This window comes from Bradyrhizobium sp. LMTR 3 (assembly GCF_001693485.1).
Classification (GTDB): Bacteria; Pseudomonadota; Alphaproteobacteria; order Rhizobiales; family Xanthobacteraceae; genus Bradyrhizobium.
In genome coordinates this window covers 329,464-355,051 of record NZ_MAXC01000049.1, presented here as the reverse complement: position 1 = coordinate 355,051, position 25,588 = coordinate 329,464, and the positions used below count along the sequence as shown (strand labels likewise).

The 25,588-nt window shown below is 59.2% G+C and carries 22 protein-coding genes and 2 pseudogenes; 9 read left to right on the top strand and 15 right to left on the bottom strand.

Features of this window, described 5'->3' with window-relative positions:
• Nucleotides 1-47: 47 nt before the first annotated feature.
• The 5 genes from LMTR3_RS29985 to LMTR3_RS29965 all read right to left on the bottom strand — a co-directional run bounded on the left by LMTR3_RS29985 (nucleotide 48) and on the right by LMTR3_RS29965 (nucleotide 5,115).
• Entirely contained in the window at nucleotides 48-1,370 is a 1,323-nt protein-coding gene (locus LMTR3_RS29985) for an ATP-binding protein (RefSeq protein WP_176722024.1), read from the bottom strand.
• A 431-nt stretch (nucleotides 1,371-1,801) separates the two neighbouring features.
• Nucleotides 1,802-2,296 (bottom strand): putative quinol monooxygenase, encoded by a 495-nt coding sequence (locus LMTR3_RS29980; protein ID WP_245320046.1) that lies wholly within the window; start codon nucleotides 2,294-2,296, stop codon nucleotides 1,802-1,804.
• 5 nt (nucleotides 2,297-2,301) lie between these two features.
• Complete coding sequence (locus LMTR3_RS29975) at nucleotides 2,302-3,153, bottom strand: VOC family protein (protein WP_065748648.1); 852 nt, start codon at nucleotides 3,151-3,153, stop codon at nucleotides 2,302-2,304.
• 89 nt (nucleotides 3,154-3,242) lie between these two features.
• The gene (locus LMTR3_RS29970) at nucleotides 3,243-4,256 is read right to left on the bottom strand and encodes an aldo/keto reductase (RefSeq protein ID WP_065748537.1); all 1,014 of its coding nucleotides are present in this window, start codon (nucleotides 4,254-4,256) and stop codon (nucleotides 3,243-3,245) included.
• 97 nt (nucleotides 4,257-4,353) lie between these two features.
• Entirely contained in the window at nucleotides 4,354-5,115 is a 762-nt protein-coding gene (locus LMTR3_RS29965; RefSeq protein ID WP_065748536.1) for an alpha/beta hydrolase, read from the bottom strand.
• A gap of 366 nt (nucleotides 5,116-5,481) precedes the next feature.
• Here LMTR3_RS29965 and LMTR3_RS29960 point away from each other — a divergent pair, with 366 nt between their 5' ends.
• The 4 genes from LMTR3_RS29960 (at nucleotide 5,482) to LMTR3_RS29945 (ending at nucleotide 9,930) form a co-directional block, all read left to right on the top strand.
• Nucleotides 5,482-6,417, top strand: coding sequence for a helix-turn-helix domain-containing protein (locus LMTR3_RS29960; protein WP_065728403.1), 936 nt, complete (start codon nucleotides 5,482-5,484; stop codon nucleotides 6,415-6,417).
• Nucleotides 6,418-6,576: 159 nt separating this feature from the next.
• Nucleotides 6,577-7,038: a (2Fe-2S)-binding protein gene (locus LMTR3_RS29955; RefSeq protein ID WP_176722023.1), complete on the top strand. Its 462-nt coding sequence runs from the start codon at nucleotides 6,577-6,579 to the stop codon at nucleotides 7,036-7,038.
• A 1-nt stretch (nucleotide 7,039) separates the two neighbouring features.
• Nucleotides 7,040-9,292: a xanthine dehydrogenase family protein molybdopterin-binding subunit gene (locus LMTR3_RS29950; protein WP_065748535.1), complete on the top strand. Its 2,253-nt coding sequence runs from the start codon at nucleotides 7,040-7,042 to the stop codon at nucleotides 9,290-9,292.
• A gap of 8 nt (nucleotides 9,293-9,300) precedes the next feature.
• The gene (locus LMTR3_RS29945; RefSeq protein ID WP_065748534.1) at nucleotides 9,301-9,930 is read left to right on the top strand and encodes a hypothetical protein; all 630 of its coding nucleotides are present in this window, start codon (nucleotides 9,301-9,303) and stop codon (nucleotides 9,928-9,930) included.
• A gap of 1,250 nt (nucleotides 9,931-11,180) precedes the next feature.
• Here the strand turns inward: LMTR3_RS29945 and LMTR3_RS29940 are convergent.
• Nucleotides 11,181-11,603: a hypothetical protein gene (locus LMTR3_RS29940; protein ID WP_245320053.1), complete on the bottom strand. Its 423-nt coding sequence runs from the start codon at nucleotides 11,601-11,603 to the stop codon at nucleotides 11,181-11,183.
• A gap of 836 nt (nucleotides 11,604-12,439) precedes the next feature.
• Nucleotides 12,440-13,156 carry a PRC-barrel domain-containing protein gene (locus LMTR3_RS29930; protein WP_065748532.1) on the bottom strand — a complete coding sequence of 239 codons (717 nt, stop codon included), beginning with the start codon at nucleotides 13,154-13,156 and terminating at the stop codon, nucleotides 12,440-12,442.
• 566 nt (nucleotides 13,157-13,722) lie between these two features.
• Between LMTR3_RS29930 and LMTR3_RS29925 the strand changes: the two genes are divergently transcribed.
• Both LMTR3_RS29925 and LMTR3_RS38060 read left to right on the top strand, forming a co-directional pair.
• Nucleotides 13,723-14,232: a DUF7282 domain-containing protein gene (locus LMTR3_RS29925; RefSeq protein WP_065748531.1), complete on the top strand. Its 510-nt coding sequence runs from the start codon at nucleotides 13,723-13,725 to the stop codon at nucleotides 14,230-14,232.
• A gap of 914 nt (nucleotides 14,233-15,146) precedes the next feature.
• A complete protein-coding gene (locus LMTR3_RS38060) occupies nucleotides 15,147-15,362 on the top strand; it encodes a hypothetical protein (RefSeq protein ID WP_141686868.1) in 216 nt (71 codons plus the stop codon).
• 216 nt (nucleotides 15,363-15,578) lie between these two features.
• Here the strand turns inward: LMTR3_RS38060 and LMTR3_RS29915 are convergent, their stop codons facing one another.
• Both LMTR3_RS29915 and LMTR3_RS39900 read right to left on the bottom strand, forming a co-directional pair.
• Nucleotides 15,579-16,388, bottom strand: coding sequence for a class I SAM-dependent methyltransferase (locus tag LMTR3_RS29915; RefSeq protein WP_084029890.1), 810 nt, complete (start codon nucleotides 16,386-16,388; stop codon nucleotides 15,579-15,581).
• 107 nt (nucleotides 16,389-16,495) lie between these two features.
• Complete coding sequence (locus tag LMTR3_RS39900; protein WP_065748528.1) at nucleotides 16,496-18,142, bottom strand: helix-turn-helix transcriptional regulator; 1,647 nt, start codon at nucleotides 18,140-18,142, stop codon at nucleotides 16,496-16,498.
• A gap of 622 nt (nucleotides 18,143-18,764) precedes the next feature.
• On the opposite strand from LMTR3_RS39900, the pseudogene opgC reads away from it, so the two are divergent.
• Nucleotides 18,765-18,944, top strand: a pseudogene (opgC, locus tag LMTR3_RS38055) (OpgC domain-containing protein); the annotation flags it as partial.
• A 62-nt stretch (nucleotides 18,945-19,006) separates the two neighbouring features.
• Here opgC and LMTR3_RS39510 read toward each other — a convergent pair.
• The 4 genes and pseudogenes from LMTR3_RS39510 to LMTR3_RS29895 all read right to left on the bottom strand — a co-directional run bounded on the left by LMTR3_RS39510 (nucleotide 19,007) and on the right by LMTR3_RS29895 (nucleotide 20,867).
• Nucleotides 19,007-19,315: a PRC-barrel domain-containing protein gene (locus tag LMTR3_RS39510; RefSeq protein ID WP_245320045.1), complete on the bottom strand. Its 309-nt coding sequence runs from the start codon at nucleotides 19,313-19,315 to the stop codon at nucleotides 19,007-19,009.
• 122 nt (nucleotides 19,316-19,437) lie between these two features.
• Nucleotides 19,438-19,599, bottom strand: a pseudogene (locus LMTR3_RS40400) (PepSY domain-containing protein); the annotation flags it as partial.
• Between the two features lie 116 nt (nucleotides 19,600-19,715).
• Entirely contained in the window at nucleotides 19,716-20,093 is a 378-nt protein-coding gene (locus tag LMTR3_RS29900; protein ID WP_065748527.1) for a BA14K family protein, read from the bottom strand.
• Between the two features lie 234 nt (nucleotides 20,094-20,327).
• Nucleotides 20,328-20,867, bottom strand: coding sequence for a PRC-barrel domain-containing protein (locus tag LMTR3_RS29895; protein WP_084029888.1), 540 nt, complete (start codon nucleotides 20,865-20,867; stop codon nucleotides 20,328-20,330).
• 117 nt (nucleotides 20,868-20,984) lie between these two features.
• On the opposite strand from LMTR3_RS29895, the gene LMTR3_RS29890 reads away from it, so the two are divergent.
• Together LMTR3_RS29890 and LMTR3_RS29885 are read left to right on the top strand one after the other, a co-directional pair.
• A complete protein-coding gene (locus tag LMTR3_RS29890; RefSeq protein WP_065748525.1) occupies nucleotides 20,985-21,245 on the top strand; it encodes a hypothetical protein in 261 nt (86 codons plus the stop codon).
• 342 nt (nucleotides 21,246-21,587) lie between these two features.
• Nucleotides 21,588-21,962, top strand: a complete 375-nt coding sequence (locus LMTR3_RS29885) for a hypothetical protein (protein ID WP_065748524.1) — start codon at nucleotides 21,588-21,590, stop codon at nucleotides 21,960-21,962.
• Between the two features lie 725 nt (nucleotides 21,963-22,687).
• Here the strand turns inward: LMTR3_RS29885 and LMTR3_RS29880 are convergent.
• Together LMTR3_RS29880 and LMTR3_RS29875 are read right to left on the bottom strand one after the other, a co-directional pair.
• On the bottom strand, nucleotides 22,688-23,338 hold the full coding sequence (locus LMTR3_RS29880; protein WP_084029909.1) for a response regulator transcription factor: 651 nt from the start codon (nucleotides 23,336-23,338) through the stop codon (nucleotides 22,688-22,690).
• Between the two features lie 2 nt (nucleotides 23,339-23,340).
• Complete coding sequence (locus LMTR3_RS29875) at nucleotides 23,341-25,377, bottom strand: ATP-binding protein (RefSeq protein WP_245320044.1); 2,037 nt, start codon at nucleotides 25,375-25,377, stop codon at nucleotides 23,341-23,343.
• Between the last annotated feature and the right edge of the window lie 211 nt (nucleotides 25,378-25,588).

The following is a 25,588-nucleotide window of genomic DNA, read 5'->3' as shown; positions in this document are numbered from 1 at the left end:
CATGAACTGTGAGCACCCGGGGGGCGGGTTCTCACGAGTCAGCAACTCTAGCACCCATCGAGTCGCTCCGTGGCATGTTCCCCTTCCCCACCGAGGCTCGCCGCGTACGCTCGCATGGTCTCGAAAAGGCGGTATTCTGGAGGGCTGATCTGATGATTTACGATCAGGAAGGATTTATTGGCGAGCGCGACGACCGCCTCGCGAACGACAGACGCATCCGTAATGTCATCAGCCGCAACCGCGACCGCAGCATCGAGGGTGAAAGCACCAGTGAGGAGCGCCAAGCGGCGCAGCACCACTCGCTCGTTGAACGGAAGAAGATCGCAGCGCCAGCGAAGGGTCGAGAAAAGAGAATCGTGCAGAGGGTTGGCGCCCTGGCGATCGAACTCCAATAAGGGCAAGCCCTGATCCAGGCGGCGGCGAAGCTCGCCAATGTCGAGGGTGGCGACCATGGAAGCCGCCATTTCGATCGCCCGGGGAATTCCGTCCAGACGCCGACAGACCTCGACGATGGTCGGCGCGATGTCGTCGTCCAACGTAAAGTCGTCCGAAACTTCGGCCGCCGTCCTCAGGAAGAGCTGAACCGCAGAGTATCGCGCAGTATTCGCCGCGTTACCAATCAGAGAGGGCGGCGGCACTTCGAGCGGCTCGAGCTGCCAGACGAATTCAGCTCCAACCCTCAAAGACTCTCGGGACGTTACCAGTATCCAGACTTCATTCGAGAAGCTTAGAACCTGCTCGACCAGTAACGCGATCGCATCGGCAACGTGTTCGCAGGAGTCGATCACCAGAAGAAGTCGTCTCGCGTGCAGCGCGGCCTGTATCTGCTCAAGAGCTGGCGACGCCTCCCCGACAGGAGAGCCCAGTGCGCGCGCAACCGCTTCACTGATCTGATCGTCGCGCGCAATCCTGCTGAGATCGACGAAGCAGGTTTCATCCGCAAAGGTATGGGCCAGTCGATGTGCAATCGCGAGCGCGACCGTTGTCTTCCCGATACCGCCGGGACCAAGGACGGTCACCAGCCGGCTTTCTTTGAGAAGGCCGACGATGTCCGCAACCACACCGTCGCGCCCGATAGGCTCGGTGAGAAGCTGCGGCACCAGGGAGCATCGCCGCCGTGCATCGGGATACGGATCTCCAGGTACCGCTTCTCCGAGAAAGCGATAGCCCAGGGAAGATTCCGCCCTGATCAATCCCTCACAGCCGCGAAGTGCCTTTCGCAAGGCGGAAATTTGTACCTTGAGATTTGCGTCGTCGACGCGGCCATCAGGCCATGCCCGCTCCAGCAGTTCGCGCTTCGCGACAAGACGCCCGGGCACTTCGGTGAGCGCGCTCAGAATTGCCAGCGCGCGAGTCCCAACCTGCAACAAGACGTCCCCTTCCCACAACATTCGCCGATCTCGATCGAACCGATATGGCCCGAACGAAATCTCCGCATCGGCCCGATGCGCAGGAGACTCGGTGTCCTTACCACTCGCTGATCTCGTTGAGACGATCGATTGAGACGCGACTTTCACCGGCATAACCCGGTCTGCGTCAGAGGCGAACCGCCAGAGGGTACGCTCGGCAGGTTCGCTTTATCAGCCAGCCCCTCTGAATGAGGACAATTCATCGTTCGGCCAACCGCGTGAGTCAAAATCGGGAAAAGCTATTCGAACAAGCTCATGACCCGAAATCTACACGCAGAATGGCTAAGGCGCATGGGAAAGCCGACTGCGGCGGGCATTTCGCCGCAGGAGCCCCGGACCGGTGAAATCTCCAAGCACGGCGGAAGCCGCAGATTGCTTCCTGACTATTCCGCTTATTTTTTGGGCATGGTGAGGATCGCCATCCGCATCACCTCGACGCCACCCTCGGCAAGCTCTGGAAGCTTGGCGAACCACTCCTGCACATAAGGCATGGCGTTATGTGCGTCGAAATCCGCCTGGCTGGCAAAAATCTTGTAAAAGATGAAATGTCCCGGCTTGGCGCGGTCTTCCTGGAGAAAGTAGACCAGGTTTTTGGGATCGGCGCGAACCAGCTCAATGAGAGGCAAGGTCGCGGCCCGCAGGGCGTCTTCCTTTCCAGGCTTGGCTCGCACCTGGGCAACGACTGAGTAGGCGCCTTCTCGAATGTCCTGGTAGCGCACATGCGCCGCCTGCTCGGCGAATGCCGCCGGCGCCACCAGGAACGGCGAAAAGGCCAACAGCGCCGTGGCGCGCGAACTGCGAAGGATCGTTTGCATCATGGGTCCCTTCAGAAGGAAGTCATAAACACCTGGCAAGAGCGAGCAGGCGACCGTTCGGTCGCCGGCCAAGCGGATCAGCGCGTGACGGTCTGCTGCCGCTTCGCGAGGGCTTCGCTGAAACGTTGCTTGACGGGTCCCAGTGCTTTGACGAACTCGAGCTGCTCGCCTTCCGGGCCCTTGCAGTAGATCAGTTCCCAGCCATCCGACGGGGCCTGGGTCACCCGGTTGGTGTTGGAGCTGCGGGGAGCGGCCTTGCGGTCCGCCTCGGTCATGACGCGGACCGTGCGGTTCGCCCTCACCTGCGTCATGCCACGGCGCGCCGATTCTGCCTCGAGGTCGGCGATGAACTTGTTGAAGTCGACATCGTCGCGAACATAGAAGCAGATGTGCATCATGCGCGGAAAGGCGGGGCTCATGTGCTGCACCGGCTCGGCGAAACTCTTCGAGCTCCCCATGGGCTGATCCGCATCGCGGTACTGAAGCAACTCGATCACGACATTGTCGAACTGGATGAAGCGAACATCGAGCCGCTGCGCCCCACCGCGCAGGTCGGGAACACCGATCGTCCGAGGATTGACCCCACGTGCGTTCGCCTCGATTTCCTGGTCGGCCAGCAGCGTGTTCTGCACCCCATCGCCCTGGAAATCACCGTGGCGGAAAACCTCGGTGCCGCCCAGCACCGCGGTATAGAATTCATAGGCCCGCTCCATATTCTGGACCGTGAGCCCGAAATGCTGGACGCCCTGGAGCCGTGCACCGAGCGGCGCCTCATTACGTTTGGCCGCCGACATGCCGTCGGCGTCCTGAGCAGCAGCCAATGCGACTGTCGGTGTGCCGACCGCCAGGGTTGTGATCACAGCCGCGCCGGCTGTTTGAAGCATCGCCCGGCGCCCCATGTCGGACGTGTTGTGTTTTTCGTCAGTCATTTCCATCTCCTTGGCAGTTGATTTGATTTCGTGTCGCCCGCCGATGAAGTTCAGTTCGCAGGGTTGAACTTGCCCCTCCCCCAAACCGATCAACCGGACGCGGGAAGAGGAGCGACGGGATTGACGAGACCCGCCGAACGAAGTTCGCGCCAGAAGTCGGCGGGTATGGCTTCTTCGAGGGCAGCGCGATCCTCAGCGATCCGGCCCGGACGGCTCGCTCCCGGAATCACGGCAGCAACCACCGGATTCGCGAGCGCGAACTGCAATCCCGCGCCCTTCATGCTGACACAGTAGCGGTCGGCGATCGCCTTGATCCGCGCCACCTTCTCGAGGATTTCCCGAGGCGCCGGCGCATATTCGAAGTTCGGGCCGCCGACGAGCGCGCCCGAGCTGTAGGGGCCGCCGACAATGATGGCGAGTTCATGCTCCGCAACCATCGGCATCACCCGTTCGAGCGCCCGGGCATGATCGAGAAGCGTGTAGCGGCCTGCGAGCAGGAAGCCGTCAGGGCGCGGACCTTCCAGCGCAAGCAGCAGTTCGATCGGCTCCACCCGGTTGACGCCGAGCCCCCAAGCCTTGATCACGCCCTCGTCGCGTAGCTGGTCAAGCGTCTTGAACGCGCCCTTGCGCGCACTCTCGAAGACCGTCAGCCACTCGTCGCCATAAAAATCCTGTGCCACATCATGCACGAAGGCGACATCGATATGGTCTGTACCCAGCCGCCTCAGGCTGTCCTCGATTGAGCGCAACGTCGCATCTTTCGAATAATCGTTTACGATCCTGTTCGGCCGCCCATACTTGAAGACATCGCTCTTCTCGCCGAGGTCGCGGGCGCTTACATCCTCGATCTCGTCCAGGATCAAGCGGCCGACCTTTGTACTGATGACATAATCGGGCCGCGGCCTGCCAGCGAGCGCAGCACCCATACGGATCTCCGCGAGCCCTGCGCCATAGAAGGGTGCATTGTCGAAGTAACGGATGCCGTCGTCCCACGCCGCATTCACCGTGGCGATCGCTTCTTTCTCCGGGATGTCGCGGAACATGTTGCCGAGCGGAGCCGCACCGAAACCCAGCTTACCGGGCAGAATATCCTTGAGCGCCATACCTCATCTCCTTCGTTATGGCAGGCGAAGCCATCGTGCGCGGGAAGCAATCGCAAGATCGTCGGCCTTGGCGTTTGATGCTCTGCCGCGATCTACGTCAGTCCGCAGCGGATGTGTCTGCGCTCTTGATGAACGCCGCGACCTCGTGAGGATGCGACAGCATCACTGCGTGGCTGCTCTTCAACTCCACCACTTTCGCGCCGGACCGTTGTGCCATCATGCGCTGCGCCGTCGGGGGGATCATACGATCCTCACTCGTCACCATGTAGTATGTCGGTTTCGTCTTCCAGGCCACACGATCGACCTTCGTCTGCACCGCTTGCAGTCCCCAGGGGAGTTGCGCGGCAGCCATGAATCCCGTCGTGGCGACGTCGACATCGGCCGCGAACGACGAGGGAAACTTGTCGCGGTCGACGAGGAGATACTTTCCTTCAGCGACAAGCGGAGCCTTTTGCTCGCCCGCCGGCGCAGGCGCTTCTGCGAGCATGCTCACCGACTCCCCGGCCTCGGGCGCAAATGCCGCGAGATAGACCAGGCTGCGAACCTTCGGATTGTCCCCCGCTTCCGTGATGACCATTCCACCGTAGGAATGCCCAACGAGAACCACCGGATGTCGCGCCTTCGCGATGACCCGCTCGGTCTCTGCGACATCATCACGAAGCGTGATCGTTGGCTGCTGGACGACGAGCACCTCATAACCGGCATTCGAAAGCATGTCGTACGTGGCTTTCCATCCCGCCCCATCGACGAAGGCACCATGGACGAGGACGATGGAAATGGTCTTCTCGGCCGAAGCCGCTGGAAGGGCTTGAGCAGTTGCGATCGATATTGCGGCAAGCGCTGTGATAATCGGCTTCATGACAAGCTCCAATCGTCGCGATGACGGGCATAGCCGTTCAATACGCCATCACTAGATCACGCGCGCGTCCTGGTATTTCCCATTCCTGCGCGATGAGAGACGAATCCTGCTCATCCCATGTTGGATAACCACTGCTTGCAAGGCTGGATCGGGCGAATAGCCAACCCATTGCTCCGTTTGCATTTTACCTCTTTTAACGGGCCCGGCTCTGGACTCTACCGCGGGTTCACCCAACAACTTCACACAGACCGGTAGATCGTTGTTTCCATCAGGGTACAGCGACCGCGAATCCGACTGCGCAACGGACGGGACCAACGTTCGCTCGCGATGCGGGGCCGTGTCCGCGCAATTCGAGGAGAGGTCACGATGACGCTCGCCACGCATGGAGATCAAAAATATCAGAACAGCGAGAAACTCGCGGAGGCCGCCGACTGGCCGGCATTGAGCATCGAGCATCGAAGGTTCGAGGCAGGGCGGCAGGCAACGCCCGTCCCGATTTGCACGGAGATCGTTATGCTGCTGTCCGGCGGCGGAATGGTCTGCCGAGCCGGCAACGGCGAAGTCCAGAAGAGCGTCGCCAGGCCGGGAATGAGCTATCTTGTGCCCGTGGGAACGCAGGAGAGCCATCTCGAACTTTCGGACCGGATGGAATGCCTTCACCTCTATCTCCCGCCGGCACTGCTGGACCACAGCGCCCTCGCCGACTTTGATGTCGATCCCGCCAAGGTGCAGATCGCCTATGCCGACGGCCTGGCGGACCAGGTGCTCTTCCACCTTTGCTCACCGCTTCGGGACTTGCTGCACCGTCCTCGCCAACCGACGGATGCGCTGTTCGTCGAGGGGATCCAGGTCGCGCTCGCCGCGCACCTCCTGGGGCACTATTCGATTGACCGCTGGCGCCCTCCCGAAAAGTCCCCGTCGCTCGACCCGCGAAGGCTCCAGCGCGTGTTGGACTATATCGAGGCTTCTCTCAAAGCTGACATCCGGCTCGAGGAACTGGCGGCCCAGGCCTGCCTCAGCCCGTTTCATTTTTCCCGGCTCTTTCGTGAGGCGACCGGACTGTCACCGCACCGCTACGTGATCGATCGCCGCGTGCAGGCGGCGCGGCACGAACTGGCACGCGCCAATTTGTCCCTCGTCGAAATTGCCTTCGAATTCGGCTTCGGCTCTCAAGCCAATTTCACACGTGTGTTTCGAAAAGCCACGAGTCTCACTCCGGGGCAATACCGCGAACTGTGCTGCGGCCGGGTCGATATCAGCCCGGTCTACCGCGATGCTGAATTCAGCAGGGATTGCACATGATCCCGCAGGATTCGCGAATACCGCCTGGCGCTGATCAGCCAGTGTCGTCGCGGCAGCGTACCCGATATCTCGGCCCGCATCAGCCGCTTGAAGGCTGGCTTGAACGACGGAGCACGTCGCTCCGATGATGACAGCAATGATCCGCGAAGGGACATCGATATGATCGAGCTCACGGTGAATGGCACCAAGCGCCAGGTTGACGTCGTTCCCGAGATGCCCTTGCTCTGGGTGTTGCGGGACGAGCTTGGCATCACAAGTCCCAAATACGGCTGCGGAGTAGCGCAATGCGGCGCCTGCACCGTTCAGATTGACGGAAAGGCCGTTCGTTCCTGTCAGTCGCATATCGGCGAGGTCGCCGGCAAGTCGGTCGTCACGATGGAAGGGCTGGGCAATAAGGACCAGCACCCGGTTGTGCAGGCGTGGATCGAACACCAGGTGCCACAGTGCGGCTACTGCCAGACCGGCCAGATCATCCAGGCCATTTCGCTTCTAGAGCTGATCCCGAAGCCGACGGACGACGATATCAATGTGGTGATGTCCGGAAACCTATGCCGCTGCGGAACCTATCCACGCATTCGCGCGGCGATCCATGCGGCCGCCGCAAAGATAGCGGGGAAGTGAGATGCGAGACGCACAAGACCTTTCCCGTCGCGCCTTCATCGTCGGTACCGCCGCCGTAGCGGGCGGCATCGCGTTCGGTTCCTACGGCTACGCTGAACAGGCTGCCAAGCCGGCCAGCAATCCATTGGCCGCCGGCCTCGGGCCCGACTCCGTGACGTTCAATCCCTGGATCGAGATAAGCCCGGAAAGAATAACGCTCATTGCACAGCATGCCGACATCGGTCAGGGCGTCGGTTCGGTGCAGCCGATCATGATTGCCGAAGAGATGGACCTCGATCCCGGCCAGTTCGAGATCCGGTTTGCAGGGCCCAGTCCCGCCTACTTCAACACCGGCTTCGCAGATGAACTTGCGCCGTTCATGGCGGCCGACCAAAGCCCGGCGGCCGAAGAAGCGCGCGCTGCCGTGCTCGAAAACCTCAGACAGTCCGGCCTGCAAATGACGGGCGGCTCAAGCACGGTTCCGGACACCTACGAAAAGTTGCGCGCCGCGGGCGCAGCCGCGCGCGAGACACTGAAGGCTGCGGCAGCAAAACGCTCGGGCGTCCCCGTGGCTGACATTCGCACCCAATCGGGCCACGTGATCCTGCCCGACGGAACCAGGATTCCCTATGTCCAGCTCTCGGCGGAAGCCGCGAAGATTCCGCCAGTTCTGGACGTCAAGCTGCGCGATCCCTCGAAGTGGCGGATGCTCGGCAAGCCGATGACGCGCCTCGATGTTCGATCGAAGGCCATGGGTGAGTTGAAGTTCGGCATCGATATGAAAATGGACGGCATGTTGTTCGCCGCCGTCAAGCTGAACCCTGCCAAGGGTCAACCGCTGAAATCGTACAACGCAACCAAGGCGCAGTCGATGCCGGGGGTCAAGAAGATCCTTGAAATCAACAATGGCGTGGCTGTCATCGCGACGAACAGCTGGTACGCGATGAAGGCGGTCGAAGCGATCGATTGCCAATGGGCGCCCTCGGCCTATCCCGCCGAGCAGGCCGACCACTGGAAGGTCCTGGGAGCGTCGTTCAAGCCTGAATTCCTCGGCAAGGAGTGGCGGAAGATCGGCAATGTCGATGCGGCGTTGAAGGGTGGCAAGCTGGTTCAGGCCGAGTATCGCGCGCCCTATGTGGCACATCAGCCCCTGGAGCCCCTGAACGGGATCGCCATCGTCTCCGACGCAGGCATGGAAATCTGGGTTAGCCATCAGAGTCCGCAAGCAGTGCAGCAGGTCGCCGCGACGGCGATCGGCCTCAAGCCGGAACAGGTGACCTTTCACAATCAATGGGCTGGTGGAAGCTTTGGGCATCGTCTCGAATTCGAGAACGTCCGCGTCCTCGCCGAGATCGCCAATCAGATGCGCGGAACGCCGATCAAGCTGGTGTTCTCGCGAGAGGAGGACTTTCTCCAGGACATTCCGCGACAGATTTCGATAGGCAGGTACAAAGGGAGCGTCGACAAGGGAAAGATTGTCGCGGCCGACCTGAAATTGGCGGCAACGGCGCCGTTGAAGGGACTGCTTGAGCGCATGGGCTCCCCCTCGAAGGATCCGGATGCCCAACTCGCTGCCGGCCTGTGGAATGTCTATTACGACATCCCGAATTTCCGGGCCACCAGCTATGAGGCGCAGGGACTATCGCCATGCACGACGTGGCGGTCGGTCGGAGCCTCCACGGCAGGCTTCTTCACCGAAAGCTTCATCGACGAGTTGATCCATGCCGCGGGCCTTGATCCCATGAAAGCCCGCATTGCGATGTGCGCCGTTCCAACCTATCGCAAGGTGCTGGAGACGGTCGCGGAGATGTCGAACTGGAAGGGACCGCTGGGTAAGGGCAGAGGTCGCGGCGTGGCATTCGTCGAGTCCTTCGGGACGCCAACGGCCGAAGTCGTCGAGGTGACCGCGACGGACATAGGCATCAGGATCGACAAGGTTTGGGTTGCGGTCGATGTCGGAAAGGTCGTCGACCCCGTCAACTTCGAAAATCAGGTGCAAGGCGGGGTCATCTGGGGGCTCGGCCACGCCATCAACTGCGAACTCACTTACGCAAAGGGCGCGGTGCAGCAAACCAACTTCAACCACCACGAAGCCATGCGGATCTACCAATGCCCCGTCATCGAAGTTCGCGGGCTCGAGAACGATCCCAAGGTGCGAGGTGTTGGCGAACCGCCCGTTCCTCCCGCCGCCCCCGCGCTCGCCAACGCGATATTTGCGGCGACCGGAAAGCGCATTCGCGAAATGCCCTTCAACAAGTTCATCGATTTCGTGTGAGGTGAGCCATGAAGAGAGTTCTCATCGCGCTCACGTTGGCCGCTACATCGATTGCGGCTGTCACGGGGATCGTCGTGGCCAAGGATCAGGTCAAGGATGCGCTGCCGCTCGGCAGCGTCAGCCGTGCCAAGGGACTGGAGGCCTGGACAAGGATTGAGGCCGTGGTGACACATCCCCGTTGTGCCAACTGTCATGTCGACGCCAGAGCCATTCCGATGTGGACGCCAGCGGGCGAAAGCAAGCCCCGGGTGCATGGCATGAATATCCACGGCGGAAAAAGCCGTATCGGGGCCGAGACGATCCGCTGCTCGACCTGCCATATGACCTCGACCCAGCCGAATGAGCCTGCACCGGCGCCGTTGCGCGCCGGCATCGACTGGCAGCTTGCCCCGGTCGAATTCATCTGGTTCGGCAAGAGCGGCGCCGAGATCTGTGCGCAACTGAAAGACCCCAAACGCAATGGCGGCCGCGACGCCATCGCACTGCTCGCGCATTTGCGGCACGATGCATCGCTCAACGGCTTCATCCCCCGGGCGTGGGAGCCCGGAGCAGGACGCACGACGCCACCGGGCAGCTTCGAGGATCACGTCAAGGACATGGCCCTGTGGGGAGCCGCCGGACAACCTTGCCCGAAATGATGGATCTCGTTGTTGCCGGAGGCAACCTTGGGTCGAAGATTCGTCTGATCTGGTTGGAGCCAATGTACCGATTACACGCTTGTTGTGCTTGCCGACTTAATGCGCAGACACCTGAACCGCTCATTCCGCGAATAGACCCGCGTGCAAGTCACTCGCGTCTACAGCCTGCGAATTTCAACTACACCTCATGCTCAAGCGGCAAGCGACACACGCTCGGCCGGCGCGTGCGCATGCTAGCCGTATTGAGATCTTCTTTGATCTCCCGGTGCACACGCAGCCTTCTAACTAATTGAAAAATATGAACTCTCGCTCCAATCCGTCATGGGGGCGACGGAAAATCGATGCGATAACATATTGAAGTTATTTCGCTTTATTGTCTCGTCTGGATAGCTGATTTTTGGGCCGACATAAATTCAAAGCTGACTGTTAAGGCATTTTCCTTTCACTTCGAGTGCTTACTCAGAGGACTTCTCAGTCCTCTAGAACACTGCATCTCTGCCCGGTACGACGTCGCAGTACCTGAAGAGCTCGCGCAGTACCGCTCTGGTTCGTGCCACCTCACCAATCCCGCTTGCTTCGGCCACAAAGTAATGTGCCGGTCCGGCCGCGCCTAGGATAGACCGAGTGCCATCGTAGTTTTGGCGGAGATAGCGAAAAAACCGGCGGGTTGCGGTCAGCAAGGTGGCCCTTGCGCTGTTGGAAGCGCTGCTGGCGAAGGCTGCGGCTTAAATTCAGCTCAAGGGCTGTTGCCTTCCGAAGGCAAAGGTCACGCGTTCGAATCGTGTCGGGTGCGCCAGATTCTCTTGGTTCGGAGAACGATGCACACCTCCAGACCGAAACCGCTGCTCCAGCGTCATTCGCGCGAGTAAGCAAATGAATGAAAATTGCGGCGAGCGCGGATAGCACGGCAGTGAACCGCGCTCCTGGCTGAAAGCCGATCGTCGTCAGAAACGGCAGTGTGGGGTTTGTCCTCGCAGACCGGCGCTCACGCAGACGAGTTGACCCGCAGGTTCGGCGCTGCACTTTGCTTTGCGCCATAGACCGTCGTTCGGCTGGCGCCAGGCTCGCAGCAGGCTCGTTCAGCAACAGGCCCGCAAAAGCCAGCACGAGTTGTGCTGAAGCCCGGGGCAACTGTTAGCGGGGACCGCCACATCTCGAAACCCACTATCTTTGGCGGACCGTTTTCGTACCGTCGGGCGGCCTGAGGCCCGGAATTTGAACCAACTGGAGTACGAAGCCGCGTCTGGTGGTCACTCAAACTTCATGTCAAGACATTTCGAGACATTGGATCCGAGTTCCGAGGAGATGGTGATGCAGCCTCGCACCTTTCGTCGCGTGGTATCGGCCACCCAGACTGAATGCCCGCCGCGGCCAAAGAAAGAGTTCATGTTTGTCGGCGCGGTCTCCGTAGCGGCGAAGTCGTAACTGGATTCGGCGGAAAAGACGCGTTGCTGCTTCGCGCAACCGCCGTCGGTCAATACAACGAGCACTTCCCTCTTGTCCCGCGTTACGGCCAGTGACATCTGACAACGGAAGTATTCGGATGTCCTGGTGTTGAAGAGGTACGTGAAGGTTGTGCAGGTCGCGGTCCTGAGCTTCCCGCGCGAAAGGTTGCGACTGCATGAGATGTTCTGGCTGTCGCTAAGCTTGAACAGTCTTTCCGGCTGTGCCATCGCAGCCGCCGGAAGAAACAGCAAAACTCCCGCGAGAATGCTTATGGCACCCTTCATCCGGAATCTTCCTGTAGCAGCCCCCTGATCCCCTCGCCTTCGACCTGCAAGGCCAAGCACCGGAATTTCCGGCAGCATTCCAGGAACGTTGTTCAATTGCTTTCAATTTGTCCAATTTGTCCGAACTCTGCGCGTACCTCGTTCGAGGCCTAGACGCGTGCCCCTTGAGCACATGAGCTGAACTCCGCGCCCCGGGGAGTGCTGAAAGTCCTTCCCTATTCTATCCAAGGGCCGCCTCTCGCTTTACTCAACTTGCTTGATACCCGACAGCGGGTCCGCCTGTTCCACGCAACCATCGCAATCCGTCACTTCTCCATCTAGCCACGCCTGCTCCAGCGCCAGCGCATTCCATGCCTCGGCCATTCTCCGGTAGCGTCTTCGAGCCGGGAGATCATCTGTCGTTTCTGACAACAGCTCACAATTTTCCGCGTTCTTGCGGAATTGGTCCGATCTATTCATCCCCATTGGATAAGAAGAAGCGACGGGGTTCGCAACCCGGAACGGTACGCTACCGCTCCCATTTCCGAAGGCGATTTCTCCGCCTGCTGGTCGCGGGCAAAATAGACATGGCCGCGGTCAATACAGCCGAGCGACCTCGGCCATCGGCGCTTTTTTCATCCGGATTTGGGTTCGGGTTGGGAGTGGCTGCTGAATCGGGCTGTCTTGGCCTGGCTTGGCAGGCTTTCGTCCTCCGCCACTGCTCGTGCGGTTCGACATAAGAAACCTCCGGTTCTTGATGCGTGTGCGACCGAAGTGCGGCATAAGACAAAGCCGCCGTGCTAGGATTTTGTGTCGGAGAAAGCCCGCATCTTCACCGCCATGCCCGCTTGATTCGCTTGTTCTGCGGTGATGTATGGCAGGCCGTAGTAACTCATCGACGGACTCCAGTTTTCCATTTTGTCCGGATAGGGAAACGCGATCGTGCCGCCGCCGGCTTGCTTGTCTCGCGCCACCAGAACAGCCATCATTTTTCCGGTCGGGGAGAAGACCAGATCGGTCACATATCCGAATCCTTGTCCGGTCTGCAGGCGCGCATAGTCACCGATGAGCCTGTTCATCTGGAAGCCATCGGTTTCGTTCTTGCTTGCTTTCGGATCCAGGAAGAGGCCGTACTCCCGCGCTCCGGTATCCGACAGATCGGCAATCAGAGCACCGGTATGCACAGGAAGCCCTAGGCGATTCCAAGGGACGCGAAAGACGAACTCGGGGACCATGAGCGGCCCGCCGCCTTCCACGACGAGATGCTCGATCTGCCCATCCCGGGAAATGATCGCGTTGCGTACCCGGCCCAGATACTCGCCTCTCTTCGAGAACACGCTGCTCTCCAGCAAGCTCGTGCCTCTCAAGCCGTCGTATAGATCTTCGGACAGCTTACTGGCATTCGTCGTCTTCACGGCAGCCAAAGGCCCAGCCGCATCCGACGTACCCAGCAGCCATGTCATCGCCAGCGCGACCGCGATCGCGGTGCCGGCAACTAATCTTGTTCCCTTTAGCATTGATTTTCTCCAATCAAGGCCCTCAAGCAGGCTAAGCCGGTATCGAATAAATCGTTCATGAGAAATGCGGACGATTCAGTACGCCAGCGCACCGGATCGGATCGTGACACTCGCCTCCCGGTCGGCCGACCTCCGCAGCCGACACCGTTGTCATGAAACGTCCAATGCACCTCAGCACCATTGGTGTTTCTGCCTGGGTCGGTTCTTCATTCAATCGAGATTCAATCGAGCGACGCCGGGTGGAGGAGCTAGTGCACAACGGGCTGCATCCTTCGCGCGCTTGGACCGTACGGTATCGGACCGGATTTTTCTCTGGTGTTCGCGGCCAGTCCCTCGCCAGGCGCAACCACCCGCTCGAAGTCGAGTTAATCTCACTGCTATAGCCGGGTACACGGGGACATTCCTCGGGCGGAGTCCACGTGCCGGCAGCGTCGACCAGGCAGATCCTGGAATAGAGCACTACGTTTGCATGTAACCGGGATCGAAATGATCATCGCGGTTTGACGCGGAACGGCGTTGCGCTCACCAGACTATCCTCAGCGCAAGAAAAGGATGGAGGAACGCCTGTGAAAAACTGGCTTCGCGAGAACTGGGCGATCTACCTTCCGGTGGGCGGCGTTTTGTTGTTCGCCGCCGGCATTGTCATCATGATTGTTCTACAATCGCGTTATCCTGACATTGAGGTGGCGGATCAAGAACTCGTCGGCGGCAAGGTGACCATCGATATGGCCTTTCTAAAATCAGATGGGTTTGTAGCGATTCACCCGAGCAGTCCCGATGGCCAGCTTGTGGGCTCCTCCTCAATCGGGCACGTTTCGCTCAAGTCCGGGCAGAGCTTTCTTGTCGAAATCAGGCTGAAGCAACGGGTGAAAAGCGGCACCAAGCTGTTCGCTGTGGTTCACCACGATACGGGCGCAGACCAGCGCTACGACTTCAGGCAAGGCGAAATCGAGAAAGACCCGATCGTCTTCCTCGGCGGCGAACCGGTCGCCGTTGCTTTCCTTGTAAACTCTGAAGAACGGGGGATCGAAGCCCGGGGCGCATTCAGAGTCTCGGACGAGCGCCCCGAGAAATGATCGGTAGCTCTGCGAGAAGTGGCTCGAGGGACATGTTCGGCAAACGAGTACAACGACCAGCATTCGCATGCATTCAGTTCTTTGCATTCGCAGCTACCGCAGGGCGGGCACTTTGGACACTGTCGCCCCTTGCGTGTCAATCGGCGTTCAATTTTCCATGCCAAATGACAGGCAGCGCGGCGCGATGGCGTCGCCGGGCCGCAGCCGCCGTGATATTTCGTCAATCCCCGCTGTCTCGCCTCGCCTTTGCCAGGTAAAGCAGCCCGGTCGGCCTGCCATTGAGATATCCGGGTAGCGCTTTGTTGGTCCGCTGGCGTACTGACGGTGCGTGACCATGAGTTTGGATTGCAATAACGTGAAGAGGTGACGCCCGCGGAGAAAGCAGCTTGGAATCGGAGAGCAACGAGTTCAGCGGATGGCTGCCTTATTCGAGACTGAGGCGTCGCTGGAGGTGGTCAGCCAACGGGCATCGCAATCTTCCTAGAGATCGCGGCCGATGGCTTGCTGCGGATGCACGGTGGTACGGAGAATGGACCACTTGGCTGGCGCCCCGCCGAATATGGTGCAAGTCCTGAGCTGGCGATCAAGCGTGGCTAACTTACGATGCGCGACTTCATGCAGACGTAGACGACAAGATCGCTGCGGCGGCGTCATGTGAACAGGGCGACGCGACATCGTGGAGCAGCGAAGTAAAACGCATGGCCGAAGGCGTAGCCAATCTTTGTGCAGTACAGTTTCTTAGCACCTTTAAGCAGTCGCTGTCGATATTTGAGGCCGATCTGCAGCGCCCTCTGCGAAGCGCGACCGCGCGCGAGCAGTTTTCTCGAGCTCGAGAAGCGCTCGTGATCTGAGCCAATGTCTAGGCGCTCGCGCAATAATTCTGCCACCTGCAAAACTGTGTGGAGGAGCGTAACATGCACCCTGTTCGTGATCCTGAGTTCTGGCGCAAGCGCGCCGCACAGACCCGCGCCAAGATGGGCAGCCGCTATGATCGCGATTCGAGGGTGGACCTTCTCAGGATCGCTGAGGAGTATGATCGGATAGCGGAGAACGCCGAACGCTGGCAAAAGACGGAAGACGAAGGCAGGGAAGCTTTGCTTCCACACGGGCACGATCACAAGAGCACGTAGGCCTATTAGTGGCTGCGCGCGATGACAGTATGGGAGCTTTCCAGCTTCATGGGCGCCTCCCGCCAGGCTTGCTTCTGCAACTGATCGAGCGCTGACCATGCCGCGCGCCGAGCAGATGAAACGAATGAAGCTGATGCGGGCACATATCAAAACTGATCGACGCGGCGAGGTGTCGAAAGCGCCACCGGCTCATTCGCGAAATCGACCACTGCGACGCTAGGCCCAGCCAACGGCGGTTGTCATCCGCACTTCAAAATTCATGCCGCCGTTGGCACGGAACGGTTGCCATTTGGCTGTGACTTCCCGTTCGAAAGCGGTTCGCGTTGCTTCGTCGACCTTCATTACCCCGCCGATCATCGGCGTCGAATTGATGTACTGCCATAGAAAGTCCCGCGGCTCAGGTACATGGAGCCGGGCCGTGGCGGCTTCCACTTCTACTCTGCCGAAGCCGGCCTCCTCAAGCAGCTTGCGCATCTCAGCCTCGTCGTGAAGCGAAAAGACGGTGCGCTCGAACGCAGCCAATTCCGGACCGATTCGCCGACTGAGCGCGTCTCCCATAATGTAAAAAGGATCGGGCTCAGGTCCCGGTACAGTAACAAGCGCTCGTCCGCCGGGCGTCAGAACACGATGCATTTCGGTAACGGCTGCCGGCTTGTTAGCCATGAACTGCAGTCCCATTTGGCATAGCACGACATCGAATGAGCGGTCCGGCAGTGGCATCGATTCGGCACTTGCCTCGTACCAATCGATTGAATTGCCGGACGGGACCTGTTTGCGGGCCGTCGCTAGCATTCCTGGATTGATGTCCAGGCCGGCAACGGTGCCGGTTGGCCCGACAACGTCGACTGCGGCGCGAGCGACGACGCCGGTGCCGCAGGCGACGTCGAGGACGCGCTCCCCCGGCTTGAGTCGAGCGGCCGCTAGGAGACCCTTCGACGCTGGTCCGCCGATAGTGGGTACGAAGTAGCGTTCGTAATTGTCCGGAACGGACGTGTCCATCGCCTGGTACAAGCTTCTCTTATTCATCGTTTAGCTCCTTTGGTTTGGAAAGGGTCAACCGTAGGAGCGAAGTTAGGGCCGTGCATCGCCCAAATTAACCATGGGCGCGACATGCTTCACCTAACCAGTTTTGACTAGAGAAGATTGTAAGCGTGAGCATACGCAACAGCTTGGGTCCGTGAATTTACGCCAAGCTTGTCGAATATGTTGCTCACGTGGCGAGCAACCGTATGCTCGCTGATATCGAGACGGACGGCAATCTGACGGTTCGATGCTCCGCCGGCAACGAGGGCTAGTACCTCGTGCTCCCTTTCGGTCAGCCCAAGGCCTGCTCTGCCACCGAAGCTGGTCACGCGGGCCAATTCGGCCAGGTCGGGAGTTGCGCCGAGCCTGGTAAATACCCCACGAGCCGCGTCAAAGTGCATCTGAGTGGACTGGTGATCACCGGCCTCCGCGCAGATCCGACCGAGAAGAACGCGTACGCGGGCAGACTCATACGGCATTTCCAGTTGCTGCCAAGTCGTCCAAGCTTCTCGGAGCTGATCCAGCGCCTCATCAGTTCTGCCTTCGGCAAAAGCGACAGCGCCGGCGGCCTGAGCCGCCGACGCTCGCAGGAAGGGTGCCTCGCTTTCCCCAGCCAGGAGGGCCAGTTCGTTGGCCGCTGATCGTGCGCCCTCGAGATCACCACCGGCGAGCAAGATTTCGACCACAGGTCCGAGTAATCCGGGGTGCGTTGGGCTTGCTGGTGGTTTCTGCCTATCACTGGAACGGCCAGCGACACTCCGGATTGAGGCGGCGGCATTGCCCTTGCCGGTCGCCAGCATCAGCAAAGCGAGACCCGGCTGCAGCTCGCAACCATGACGGCTTGCCTTGCGGAACATCCGGTCGGCTTCGTCGAAGTCGCCACGCAGCCGGCAGAGTTCGCCGCACTGATAATAGGCGCGGCCGACCACGGCCTCAGAACGATTAGCCAGATGTCGGCATGCGTTCCGCGCTTCCTCCAAAGCACCGGACCAGTCGCCTTCAAGCTGCATGATTTCCGACCGATGAACGAGGCACTGACCGCGAAAGGGCACGAGGTCAGGTTGCGCAGCACACCAGTCATTCAACTGCTTCGTCCATTCACGGGCGCGCGCAAGGTCGAAGATGCGCTGGCAGGTCAAGACAACGGCACAATAGATGATCCCAACCAGAAGCGGAGAGACATCACCAGCCGAAACGCCGACCATCGCCTCATCGAGGAGCGCGCCCCCCTCGGTGGGTCGTCGCAATCCGATCATGGCTTGGCCTTTGCCCAGTAGCGCCAGAGCCAACAGATCGTTGTCGCCAAAACGGTTGGCCAATGCGAGGGCGTCATCGGATGCCGCGCAGGCCGCTTCGCCATCGCCTGCGAGCATCGCCATAAGGCCATCGAGGACTAGTACGTAGCCCCGTTCGACACAGTCACGGCCGTGATCATTGAGAAGCCGCTTGGCGCGCGACAACCAGCCGGTCCCGTGCGCCGGCTCCCCAGCGAGAAGATGAAACAAACTGAGCCAGAACGCACCGCGAGCGGCTTGGTCGAGAGCATGCCGCTCGACGCAGAGATGATACAGTCGGGTCCAAGCGGCCACTGCCTCAGCGTCACGACCCACCAGATAGGAAGCAGTCGCCAAACGCTCCAGATCTTCGGCCTCGAGCGGCGATATCCGATCCGATGCTGCCAGTTCAGCTAGCGCGCCGGTCCATTGTTGAAGATCGAATGCAGCTCGGACTCGATTAATCCTGTCGGACGAAGCCATGGTTCACTCTAGCACAGTCCGACTACCGCTGGAGCCCCCGCCCTGGGATTTCATCGGCCACCAAGAGGGTCGCCTAGGACGTCCATTTAACTCTTCGTTTGAGCAGGATGATCATTGATCTTATCGCCGACGTGAAGATCCTTTGGGACATCGGCCGATGCTATTGGTCTCGCAGACGAGATCACCCACGTCGGTTATCATGTGCAACGGCCTGTCGTACGGCTTCGAACTGGTATGACCCTTCCTGGCAAATGATTTCACTAGCAGACATCATGCAGATGTTGCGCAGTTGCGCTTCACAATCAAGAGAATACGGCTCCAGCGCCTTCAGCTGGAGCCGTCATTGGTCCTGAAATGATTCTGCCGGCCACTTTTTTTGTCGCGCCGAGAAGCCTTATTCAACGATGTGATTCTGGCTTTGTCATCCGGGACGACGCCTCCTGCGTACGCTATGGTACCATCTTTGTGGGACCGCCGGCCCCCACCGTTAGCTCATAGCCGCGGACATGCCGATACGCGAAACGTGACCAACGCAAGCCTCGCGCACATTCCCGCAAACAGGCATGCGATTTGATTCATGTCGAACGAGCAGTTCGACTCAGGCCGTCATGAGCGCCACGGTATTTTCTTTACGAACTATCGCAATGTTCGTCTCGATCTGTTTCGAGGTGCGGCACATTGGGCACTCTTTCTGGACCACGCTCCTCAGAATGTGACGCAATGGGTTACAATCCGAAACTAGGGATCCAGCGATGCCGCGGACCTGTTCGTTTTCATTTCCGACTATACGACTTCAAATGTTTTGCATCATGGTATTGGACTGAAGCGGCCAGAGCCGCTCAAGTCCGTCGCACAGGAGAGAGTTTAGCTGCTGGGATACTTGAACTCCGCGCGGCCTTCAACATGATCGGCGTTTGCATCCATCGTGGCACGCCATCGGTTGTTGGAACGGTCAAATGTCAGATCGATCGACGATGGTCGAACCGCGACGTAATGATCGCCGATGCCCAGGAACCCGCCAACCGAGAGAATGTAGCCGTCGATTCCATTTTCGTTGAAGGCGATATCCTTGATCGTTCCGATGCTCTGGTTCGCGCCATTGCGGACTTCGACGCCAACGAGTTTCGAACTGAGCTCGGCCTCCTTTGGCACGGCGGTGAATGCGCCACCCACGCCGCTCGAGGATCCGTGGAGGACGTCCGCTCGTTTGCACCCGTTGTGACCATCTCGCCGGCCGACTGCGGGCCGATGAACATCGTCACAGGATGTCCTGACCTGTCACGGGCCTGAACCACGATGGAGCCGGTTGTCACTTTCACATCGGTAAATCCCGCCTGTTCGAGGCTTGTCAACACTTGCTGCCTTGAACTGGTTTGCTCGACTGCCTTCTTCGACGCGTCGTTTACTCCGGCAAACGCCGCCGACGAAACGGCTGCGAGGGTCGCAGCAACGAAAATAGCGTCTTTTGTTCATGGGGATCTTCTCCAGGTGTTCCGACTGTGTGGTGCGGCGCCGCCTTTTGTTGAGCCGAAGGAACCGGCGGCGCCGCTGACGCGCTCTTGAGGGCGCGTATTTACGGGCAAGGATGCCGTAGACCGTCGTAGCCGAGGTACGTTCCGGAGCGCGGATCGTAGGACTTGAAACGCTGCGAGCAGTAGGCGTCATTCTCGAGCGCCTGCGCGCGGCTATTGGCGATTGCGCCCCCAATGATGGCGCCCGCGGCCAGTCCGCCAACGGCGGGACCCCAACCATAGTGCCGGCGATAGCCGTGCCGCCAACCGTGATGACCATGGTGCCAGCGGTTACCCCGCCATCCGACATTCACGACATTTCCGGCGTCCGCATGGACTGTCCCCGCTGTGATCATCGGTGCTGCCACGGCCGATCCGGCAAATGGCACCGAAGCGCAGATGACAACGGCCGCGATACGCAAATTGCGTTCAAAGCTCATTCAAGTCTCCTTCTTCTCTACGGTGCACTTGTCAATCCACAGATGACGGCACAGTTGCAAAGATAGGTGGTACGATGCCGCACATATGGCCCAATAGTTCATCCGCGGTCGGGTACGGCATGGCGCACGCTGCATTTCATTGCAGACTCTCCGCCTGAAGACAGCCGGATGCAGCAGCCGGAGGCACCACGATGGATGGTTGAAGTGCGCTGCCGCGCTGCGCTCGATAAACAATCAGAAGTCCAAGGCTTGCCGGGTGCCGGGCGGAGTGTCTGAAACCGAGCGCCGAGAGCCCTCCGCCGCGGGAAATTCGAACGGCTCTGATTTCCTGAGAGTCTCCCTCGTCACGTCAACCAATGCCCGGTCGAGCTTGCCACCTCGCTTTAATAGCAGGATGGACCTCGAGGTCACCGCAATGTTGCGATTTCCCATGCCAAGGAATCCGCCGACGTTAATGACGAAGCCTTTCACGATCTGACTGCTCCCTAGCATAACGTCCACGATCAGGCCGATCTTTTCGTTGCGCAGGTTATATACCTCCAATCCCACAACATCTGAGATTCGAAGGTCTGTCGTACCGGGGATATAGGCTCTGAAACGCAACGTGCCTGGCGGGACGAATGAAGTCGGTCCCTGCAAGGCACTGCTTGGCACGCCATCCGTGCCGGCCGCCGCTGCGTACCAATTCTCCATCGGAGGCCTTGCATGGGAGGGAGCCGTCAAGATTGCGACCGTGACGATAATGGTGATTGCTATCATATCAATGGCTGACATCGGCTCTCTCCTGCATACGTCAACGCGAGCGGCGGCTCGACAAAAAACTTCGCGGAAGGACTGCAGTTCACGGAGCTGATCGGAAGTCGGTACGGTAAGAGACCAAAGGAGCAATTCATGATCTTAGTGCGTACACTGGTGGACTTTCGCTTACCCTTTGGCGATTTCCTCGACTTCTTCCTTCCTTTGGTCATCGTCAACTCAATTCGCTATCAACAGCGGGATATTCGGATCGGCAAGAACTTGACGGGAGACGCTGCTCTGAAACCATTGACGAAGTCCAACTCCGCGTCCAGCCGACGCACCTCGGCGGCTATCGCGTCCGCCGTCATGAAGCCATCACTTGCAACGCGATCGAGGTCTGCTTCGATCCCATGATGTCTAAAGGCCGATCAATCGAGCCTGCTCGATCAACGAGAGCAACGGTCTCGCCATCACCGATGATTCCATAATCTTCAATTCGGCAGCGCATGTCGTCAATCCGAGTTACACTCGAACAGAGGGGCAAACTGATCGGGGTCGGACGGACGTTCCGTTCTCCCAATGGCTTGGTACAGAAGCGAACGTTGAAAGTTGTCAGCCGCGTTCCCGCTTTTGAAACCCAGCCATCCGCGCTGCGTTGCCATATCGCATTCCTGCAGCCGTAACATCACAACCACGATTGTCCGTGTACGGACTGGAGCAGGACAAGAGGCATTCCAAGCGAAGGAGGACATCTCCATGCAAGACCTCGGTATCAATTGGCGTATCGTGAAGCCCAGCTTATGGGCGGGAGCAGGTGGTATGGCCCTCGGTGCGCTTTTGCTCACATATCTGTTCGGCTTTATGAGCCCGTCGACCGCTGAAAAGCTGGCGGCCCGGAAGAGCGACAAGGCTGTAGTCGCGGCTCTGGCACCTGGCTGCGCGGAGGAGTTCCGTTCACTGCCCGATGCGGATGATCGGATGGCTAAGCTGGTCGCGAATCGCGACAGCTACCTGGCTCGAGAAGCTTTTCCGAAGGAGCTGATTACTCTTCCTGGCAAAAGCTACGTGGATTACAGCTTGGTAAGGGCGTGCACCGCTCTATTGGTCAAACCAAAACAGACCGAATCGTAATTCTAGACCCTAAGGCCGCTCCGCGTGGGGGCGGCCTTTTTGGCTCGCTCCGTGTGCAGAGCGATGCGCCGCCTTTGATGCCGTCGAACGAAATAACTAGTTAGAGCTATTCTTCTACGCGCCCCTGGTCGGCTTTATTTGCCGGCCGCCATCCCGGTAGTCCGGTCGCCCGATAGCAGATGTTTCTAATGAACGGCCTATGTGTGCGACCGCCATTGCCATTGAAAGAAACGTTCATGAAGACAACCTGCGTTACCGTGGCAGAGAAACGCAGAATTTGGATGGCGGCCGCAATGGCTGTCTGTGCCCTTGGGCGGAAAAATAGCGGGAGATAGACTGTTGGATGTGTCTAATCTCGTCGTTGGCACCTGACTGTTGTTGTCCCCGTGGATTGTGGGGTATGGCGCCGGTTCGCCAACCATTCCAACTCAAAGCGCTGGCGTGGCCGGAACAGCAATCGCTATCCTTTCAATTGCAGATCCAATTGCCTTCGAGGTCTGGGAAGTGTGGCTTATCCTCTTCGCGGCGTGAGGCGGGTTGCTATCGCCTTGGATTCTCGGCTTTTGCAGCCACGAACGCGATGGTTGTCCATCTCGCAGCTGGCGCGATTTCCGCAGCCCTGGCGGTCGCGAGGTTAATACGATTGCAACGCTTACGCGCGTAGCGATCGTTGTTTGCGAGGCAAACGAGTATCGCGTCAATGGAGACGAATCAGATGATCTTGATCACAGGTCGTCGAGCCACCGATGCGCAACTCCATAGCGAACAATGTCGGCGCGCGTTCGAAGACCCGTCTTTTCGAGAGCCCGGGCCTTGTGAGTTTCCACCGTCTTCACACTGATATCGAGGCGGCCCGCGATCTCCTTGTTGCTCAAGCCCCGTGAAATCAGCTGCAAAACTTCGGTTTCCCGCTGGCTGAGTTCAACTAGCTGAGAGCTACCCGTGGCATGATCGGCTGGAGCAGAAGGAATGACCGTTTCGGCAATCGCAGGGTCTAAATATACGCCTCCCCCCGCGATCGCCCGGATGGCTCGCACGAGTTCGTCGGCCGCTGATCGCTTCAGCAGATATCCCTTGGCACCGGCCTTCAGCATCGGCCGGACATAGGCGCGATCCTCGTGAACCGTCAACGCGAGAATCTTGACCTCGGTAAAGTCAACGGCGATCATTTCTGCAAGCTTGAGCCCGTTGATTTCGGGCAGGGAAATATCAAGCACGGCGATATCAGGTCCGGTTTCCCGAAGGATTCTCAGGACGCCTGGGCCTGTCGTCGCTTCGCCAACAACTGTGATGTCCTGCATCCCATCGAGCAACGCTTTCATGCCGGCAAGCACCACGGGATGGTCATCAGCAAGCACGACTCTTATTGACACCACCTTCAAAGCTCCATTGCTGCGCCCAATGGCACGGATATGAATAGCGTAGTTCCAGTTTCCGGCTCCGACTCAATGACGAGAGTGCCGCCGATCAAGCTCAGCCGCTCGCGCATTCCTGAAAGCCCAAGCCTGCCAAGCGTTCGCTTCTCAGATTCGATTGGCGCGGGTATTTCGGAGGGAAATCCTACTCCATCGTCCTCGATTACGACGCGCAGTTCACTTAAACGCTGGTCGATTACCAAGCTGACACTTTGAGCCTTTGCGTGCTTCAGGACGTTCGTCAATGCCTCTTGGATCGCCCGATAGATAGCGATCTCAACGTCCGACGGAAGCGGAGTGCTGTTGCCTCGAAAATGAAGATCGGTCTGTATGTGAAACCGGCTGCTCCATTCCGAGCAGAGCGCCCTTAGAGCATCCTGTAATCCCAGATCATCAAGGGCAGTGGGGCGCAAATCCGCTGCTACCCGGTGTATATCACGGCCAATTCCGTTGGCGAGCGTCTGCAGCCAGTGGATCCGGTCTACGCGACTGTCACTCGCGTCACGATTGATGGTATGTTCGAGGTTCTTGAGCCCAAGCATCAGACCAGTAACGCTTTGCCCGATCTGGTCGTGAAGCTCGCGAGCAATCCGACGCCGTTCATTTTCCTCGGCAACGGAAAGACGCCGCAATAACTGCACGCGCTCTATCTCTGCTTGCTTCGCGGCATCGATATCCATCACCACCCCGAACACAATGTCCTGCATCAGCGGGTTCGCCTGAGACGGACGACCGGTCGCCCGCCGCCAGCGAATGGCGCCATCGACGTCTCGCGTCCGGAATTCTATGGCCGTGGGTCGTTCGCGAACGCTTCCTTTGAGAGCCTCGGCCACAAATTGCCGGTCGGCAGGATGAATCCCCTCCAGAAACAAGTCAGCGGGATAGATGCGGTCCTGTTGTTCCGAAGGATGCGGCGGCAGATTGAGCAATATCTGCGCGCGATGAGAGACAAGTACATCGCCATTGTTCAAGTTCCAGTTAAAAACGCCAAGATCTGCGGCTTCGACCGCAAGCATCCTCCGTTCTTCACTCAGACCCAGCGCGATGGCCGCTTTCGCTTCCTGCTCGTGGCGCCGTTGCGCGATATCGAGCCCCGTCAGCCAGACCAAAGCAATGGCGAGAGCAAGACTGACCGCGCCGCCACCGGCCATCAAGAACGCCGATCTCCGAACCGGCGCATTCAACGACTCAGTTGGTATTCCCAGATGAACGGACCAACCTCCGGTTCCTGGAAGCGACCGGTAGATCGTATCGACTTCCACGCCTTCGAGCGTGCGGCCGACATAGGCTCCCTCAGGGGCTCGTTTGATTGCCTCACGGACGGATTCGCTGGCCGGCCGCCCAAGTTCAAACTGCTCCTTGATCGTGCGCGCGACTATATTTCCCTTGGCATCGGCAACGACGCCAACCCATCCTTTCGGGGCGCCCGCGTTCCGAAGAATCTGGCTCACGGCATCAGGAACCAGCGCCACCGTCAGAACAAAATTTATACTGCCATCCCGTTCGACGGGTGCGCGCAGAGCGATCAGACGCTTCCCGGAGATGGGCCCCAGAGGCCCGATACCCCCGATTGCAGCCTTGTGCGTCTGCAGAACCTTGTTGAAGTTCTCCCTATCGGCTGTCGCCCCCAATTCGGCTCCCATTGGCCTAAGAAGATTGAGCACTTGACGACCCTCGGTATCAACGAGCTCGATCGTTTCCCACAGTGGACGAGCATCCTTGAGGCGTTTTGCCTCACGATAGAACATCTGCAAATCGGGCTGGTCCAAAGCTGCCGAAGCAGCCAGCGTTTCCGCCACCTCGATCTGTGTGCCAAGTTCGGAAGTTACGCGGGTCGCAACGCGATCGAGCGTTTCAAACGCTGCAAGTCGCGCCGCGTTGCGGTCCTGCCGCGCGTTCAGGAAAGCAACCCATCCCGCAAAGACAAGCAGCGGAATAGCACCAGCCATCACGAGCAAGATCAGCGATCGGCGCGCCATCCGTGAAGTTGTTTGTGTCATGGCGAATAGTGCACCTGGCATCCCCGCGTGTTTCGAACAAGCCTCACCTCAGCTTCATCGGCCATTAAAATGCAGCTTTGGCTGTCGGAAAAAGCCGTCGATCCCGTCAGGGATTCCCCGACATGCCGTGGCGATGACCCGACTACCTTCCCGGACCTTTCGGGACCAGATTCAGCGTCTAAGCCGCATTACGCTCGGCCAGGAGGAGATC

What these genes read in the sequence shown, in the direction of transcription:
- LMTR3_RS29975 (WP_065748648.1), bottom strand. Translation starts at nt 3,153, where the DNA reads ATGACTGACGAAAAACACAACACGTCCGACATGGGGCGCCGGGCGATG.
- LMTR3_RS29970 (WP_065748537.1), bottom strand. Translation starts at nt 4,256, where the DNA reads ATGGCGCTCAAGGATATTCTGCCCGGTAAGCTGGGTTTCGGTGCGGCT.
- LMTR3_RS29965 (WP_065748536.1), bottom strand. Translation starts at nt 5,115, where the DNA reads ATGAAGCCGATTATCACAGCGCTTGCCGCAATATCGATCGCAACTGCT.
- LMTR3_RS29960 (WP_065728403.1), top strand. Translation starts at nt 5,482, where the DNA reads ATGACGCTCGCCACGCATGGAGATCAAAAATATCAGAACAGCGAGAAA.
- LMTR3_RS29955 (WP_176722023.1), top strand. Translation starts at nt 6,577, where the DNA reads ATGATCGAGCTCACGGTGAATGGCACCAAGCGCCAGGTTGACGTCGTT.
- LMTR3_RS29950 (WP_065748535.1), top strand. Translation starts at nt 7,040, where the DNA reads ATGCGAGACGCACAAGACCTTTCCCGTCGCGCCTTCATCGTCGGTACC.
- LMTR3_RS29945 (WP_065748534.1), top strand. Translation starts at nt 9,301, where the DNA reads ATGAAGAGAGTTCTCATCGCGCTCACGTTGGCCGCTACATCGATTGCG.
- LMTR3_RS29940 (WP_245320053.1), bottom strand. Translation starts at nt 11,603, where the DNA reads ATGGCACAGCCGGAAAGACTGTTCAAGCTTAGCGACAGCCAGAACATC.
- LMTR3_RS29930 (WP_065748532.1), bottom strand. Translation starts at nt 13,156, where the DNA reads ATGCTAAAGGGAACAAGATTAGTTGCCGGCACCGCGATCGCGGTCGCG.
- LMTR3_RS38060 (WP_141686868.1), top strand. Translation starts at nt 15,147, where the DNA reads ATGCACCCTGTTCGTGATCCTGAGTTCTGGCGCAAGCGCGCCGCACAG.
- LMTR3_RS29915 (WP_084029890.1), bottom strand. Translation starts at nt 16,388, where the DNA reads ATGAATAAGAGAAGCTTGTACCAGGCGATGGACACGTCCGTTCCGGAC.
- LMTR3_RS39900 (WP_065748528.1), bottom strand. Translation starts at nt 18,142, where the DNA reads ATGGCTTCGTCCGACAGGATTAATCGAGTCCGAGCTGCATTCGATCTT.
- LMTR3_RS29900 (WP_065748527.1), bottom strand. Translation starts at nt 20,093, where the DNA reads ATGAGCTTTGAACGCAATTTGCGTATCGCGGCCGTTGTCATCTGCGCT.
- LMTR3_RS29895 (WP_084029888.1), bottom strand. Translation starts at nt 20,867, where the DNA reads ATGTCAGCCATTGATATGATAGCAATCACCATTATCGTCACGGTCGCA.
- LMTR3_RS29890 (WP_065748525.1), top strand. Translation starts at nt 20,985, where the DNA reads ATGATCTTAGTGCGTACACTGGTGGACTTTCGCTTACCCTTTGGCGAT.
- LMTR3_RS29885 (WP_065748524.1), top strand. Translation starts at nt 21,588, where the DNA reads ATGCAAGACCTCGGTATCAATTGGCGTATCGTGAAGCCCAGCTTATGG.
- LMTR3_RS29875 (WP_245320044.1), bottom strand. Translation starts at nt 25,377, where the DNA reads ATGACACAAACAACTTCACGGATGGCGCGCCGATCGCTGATCTTGCTC.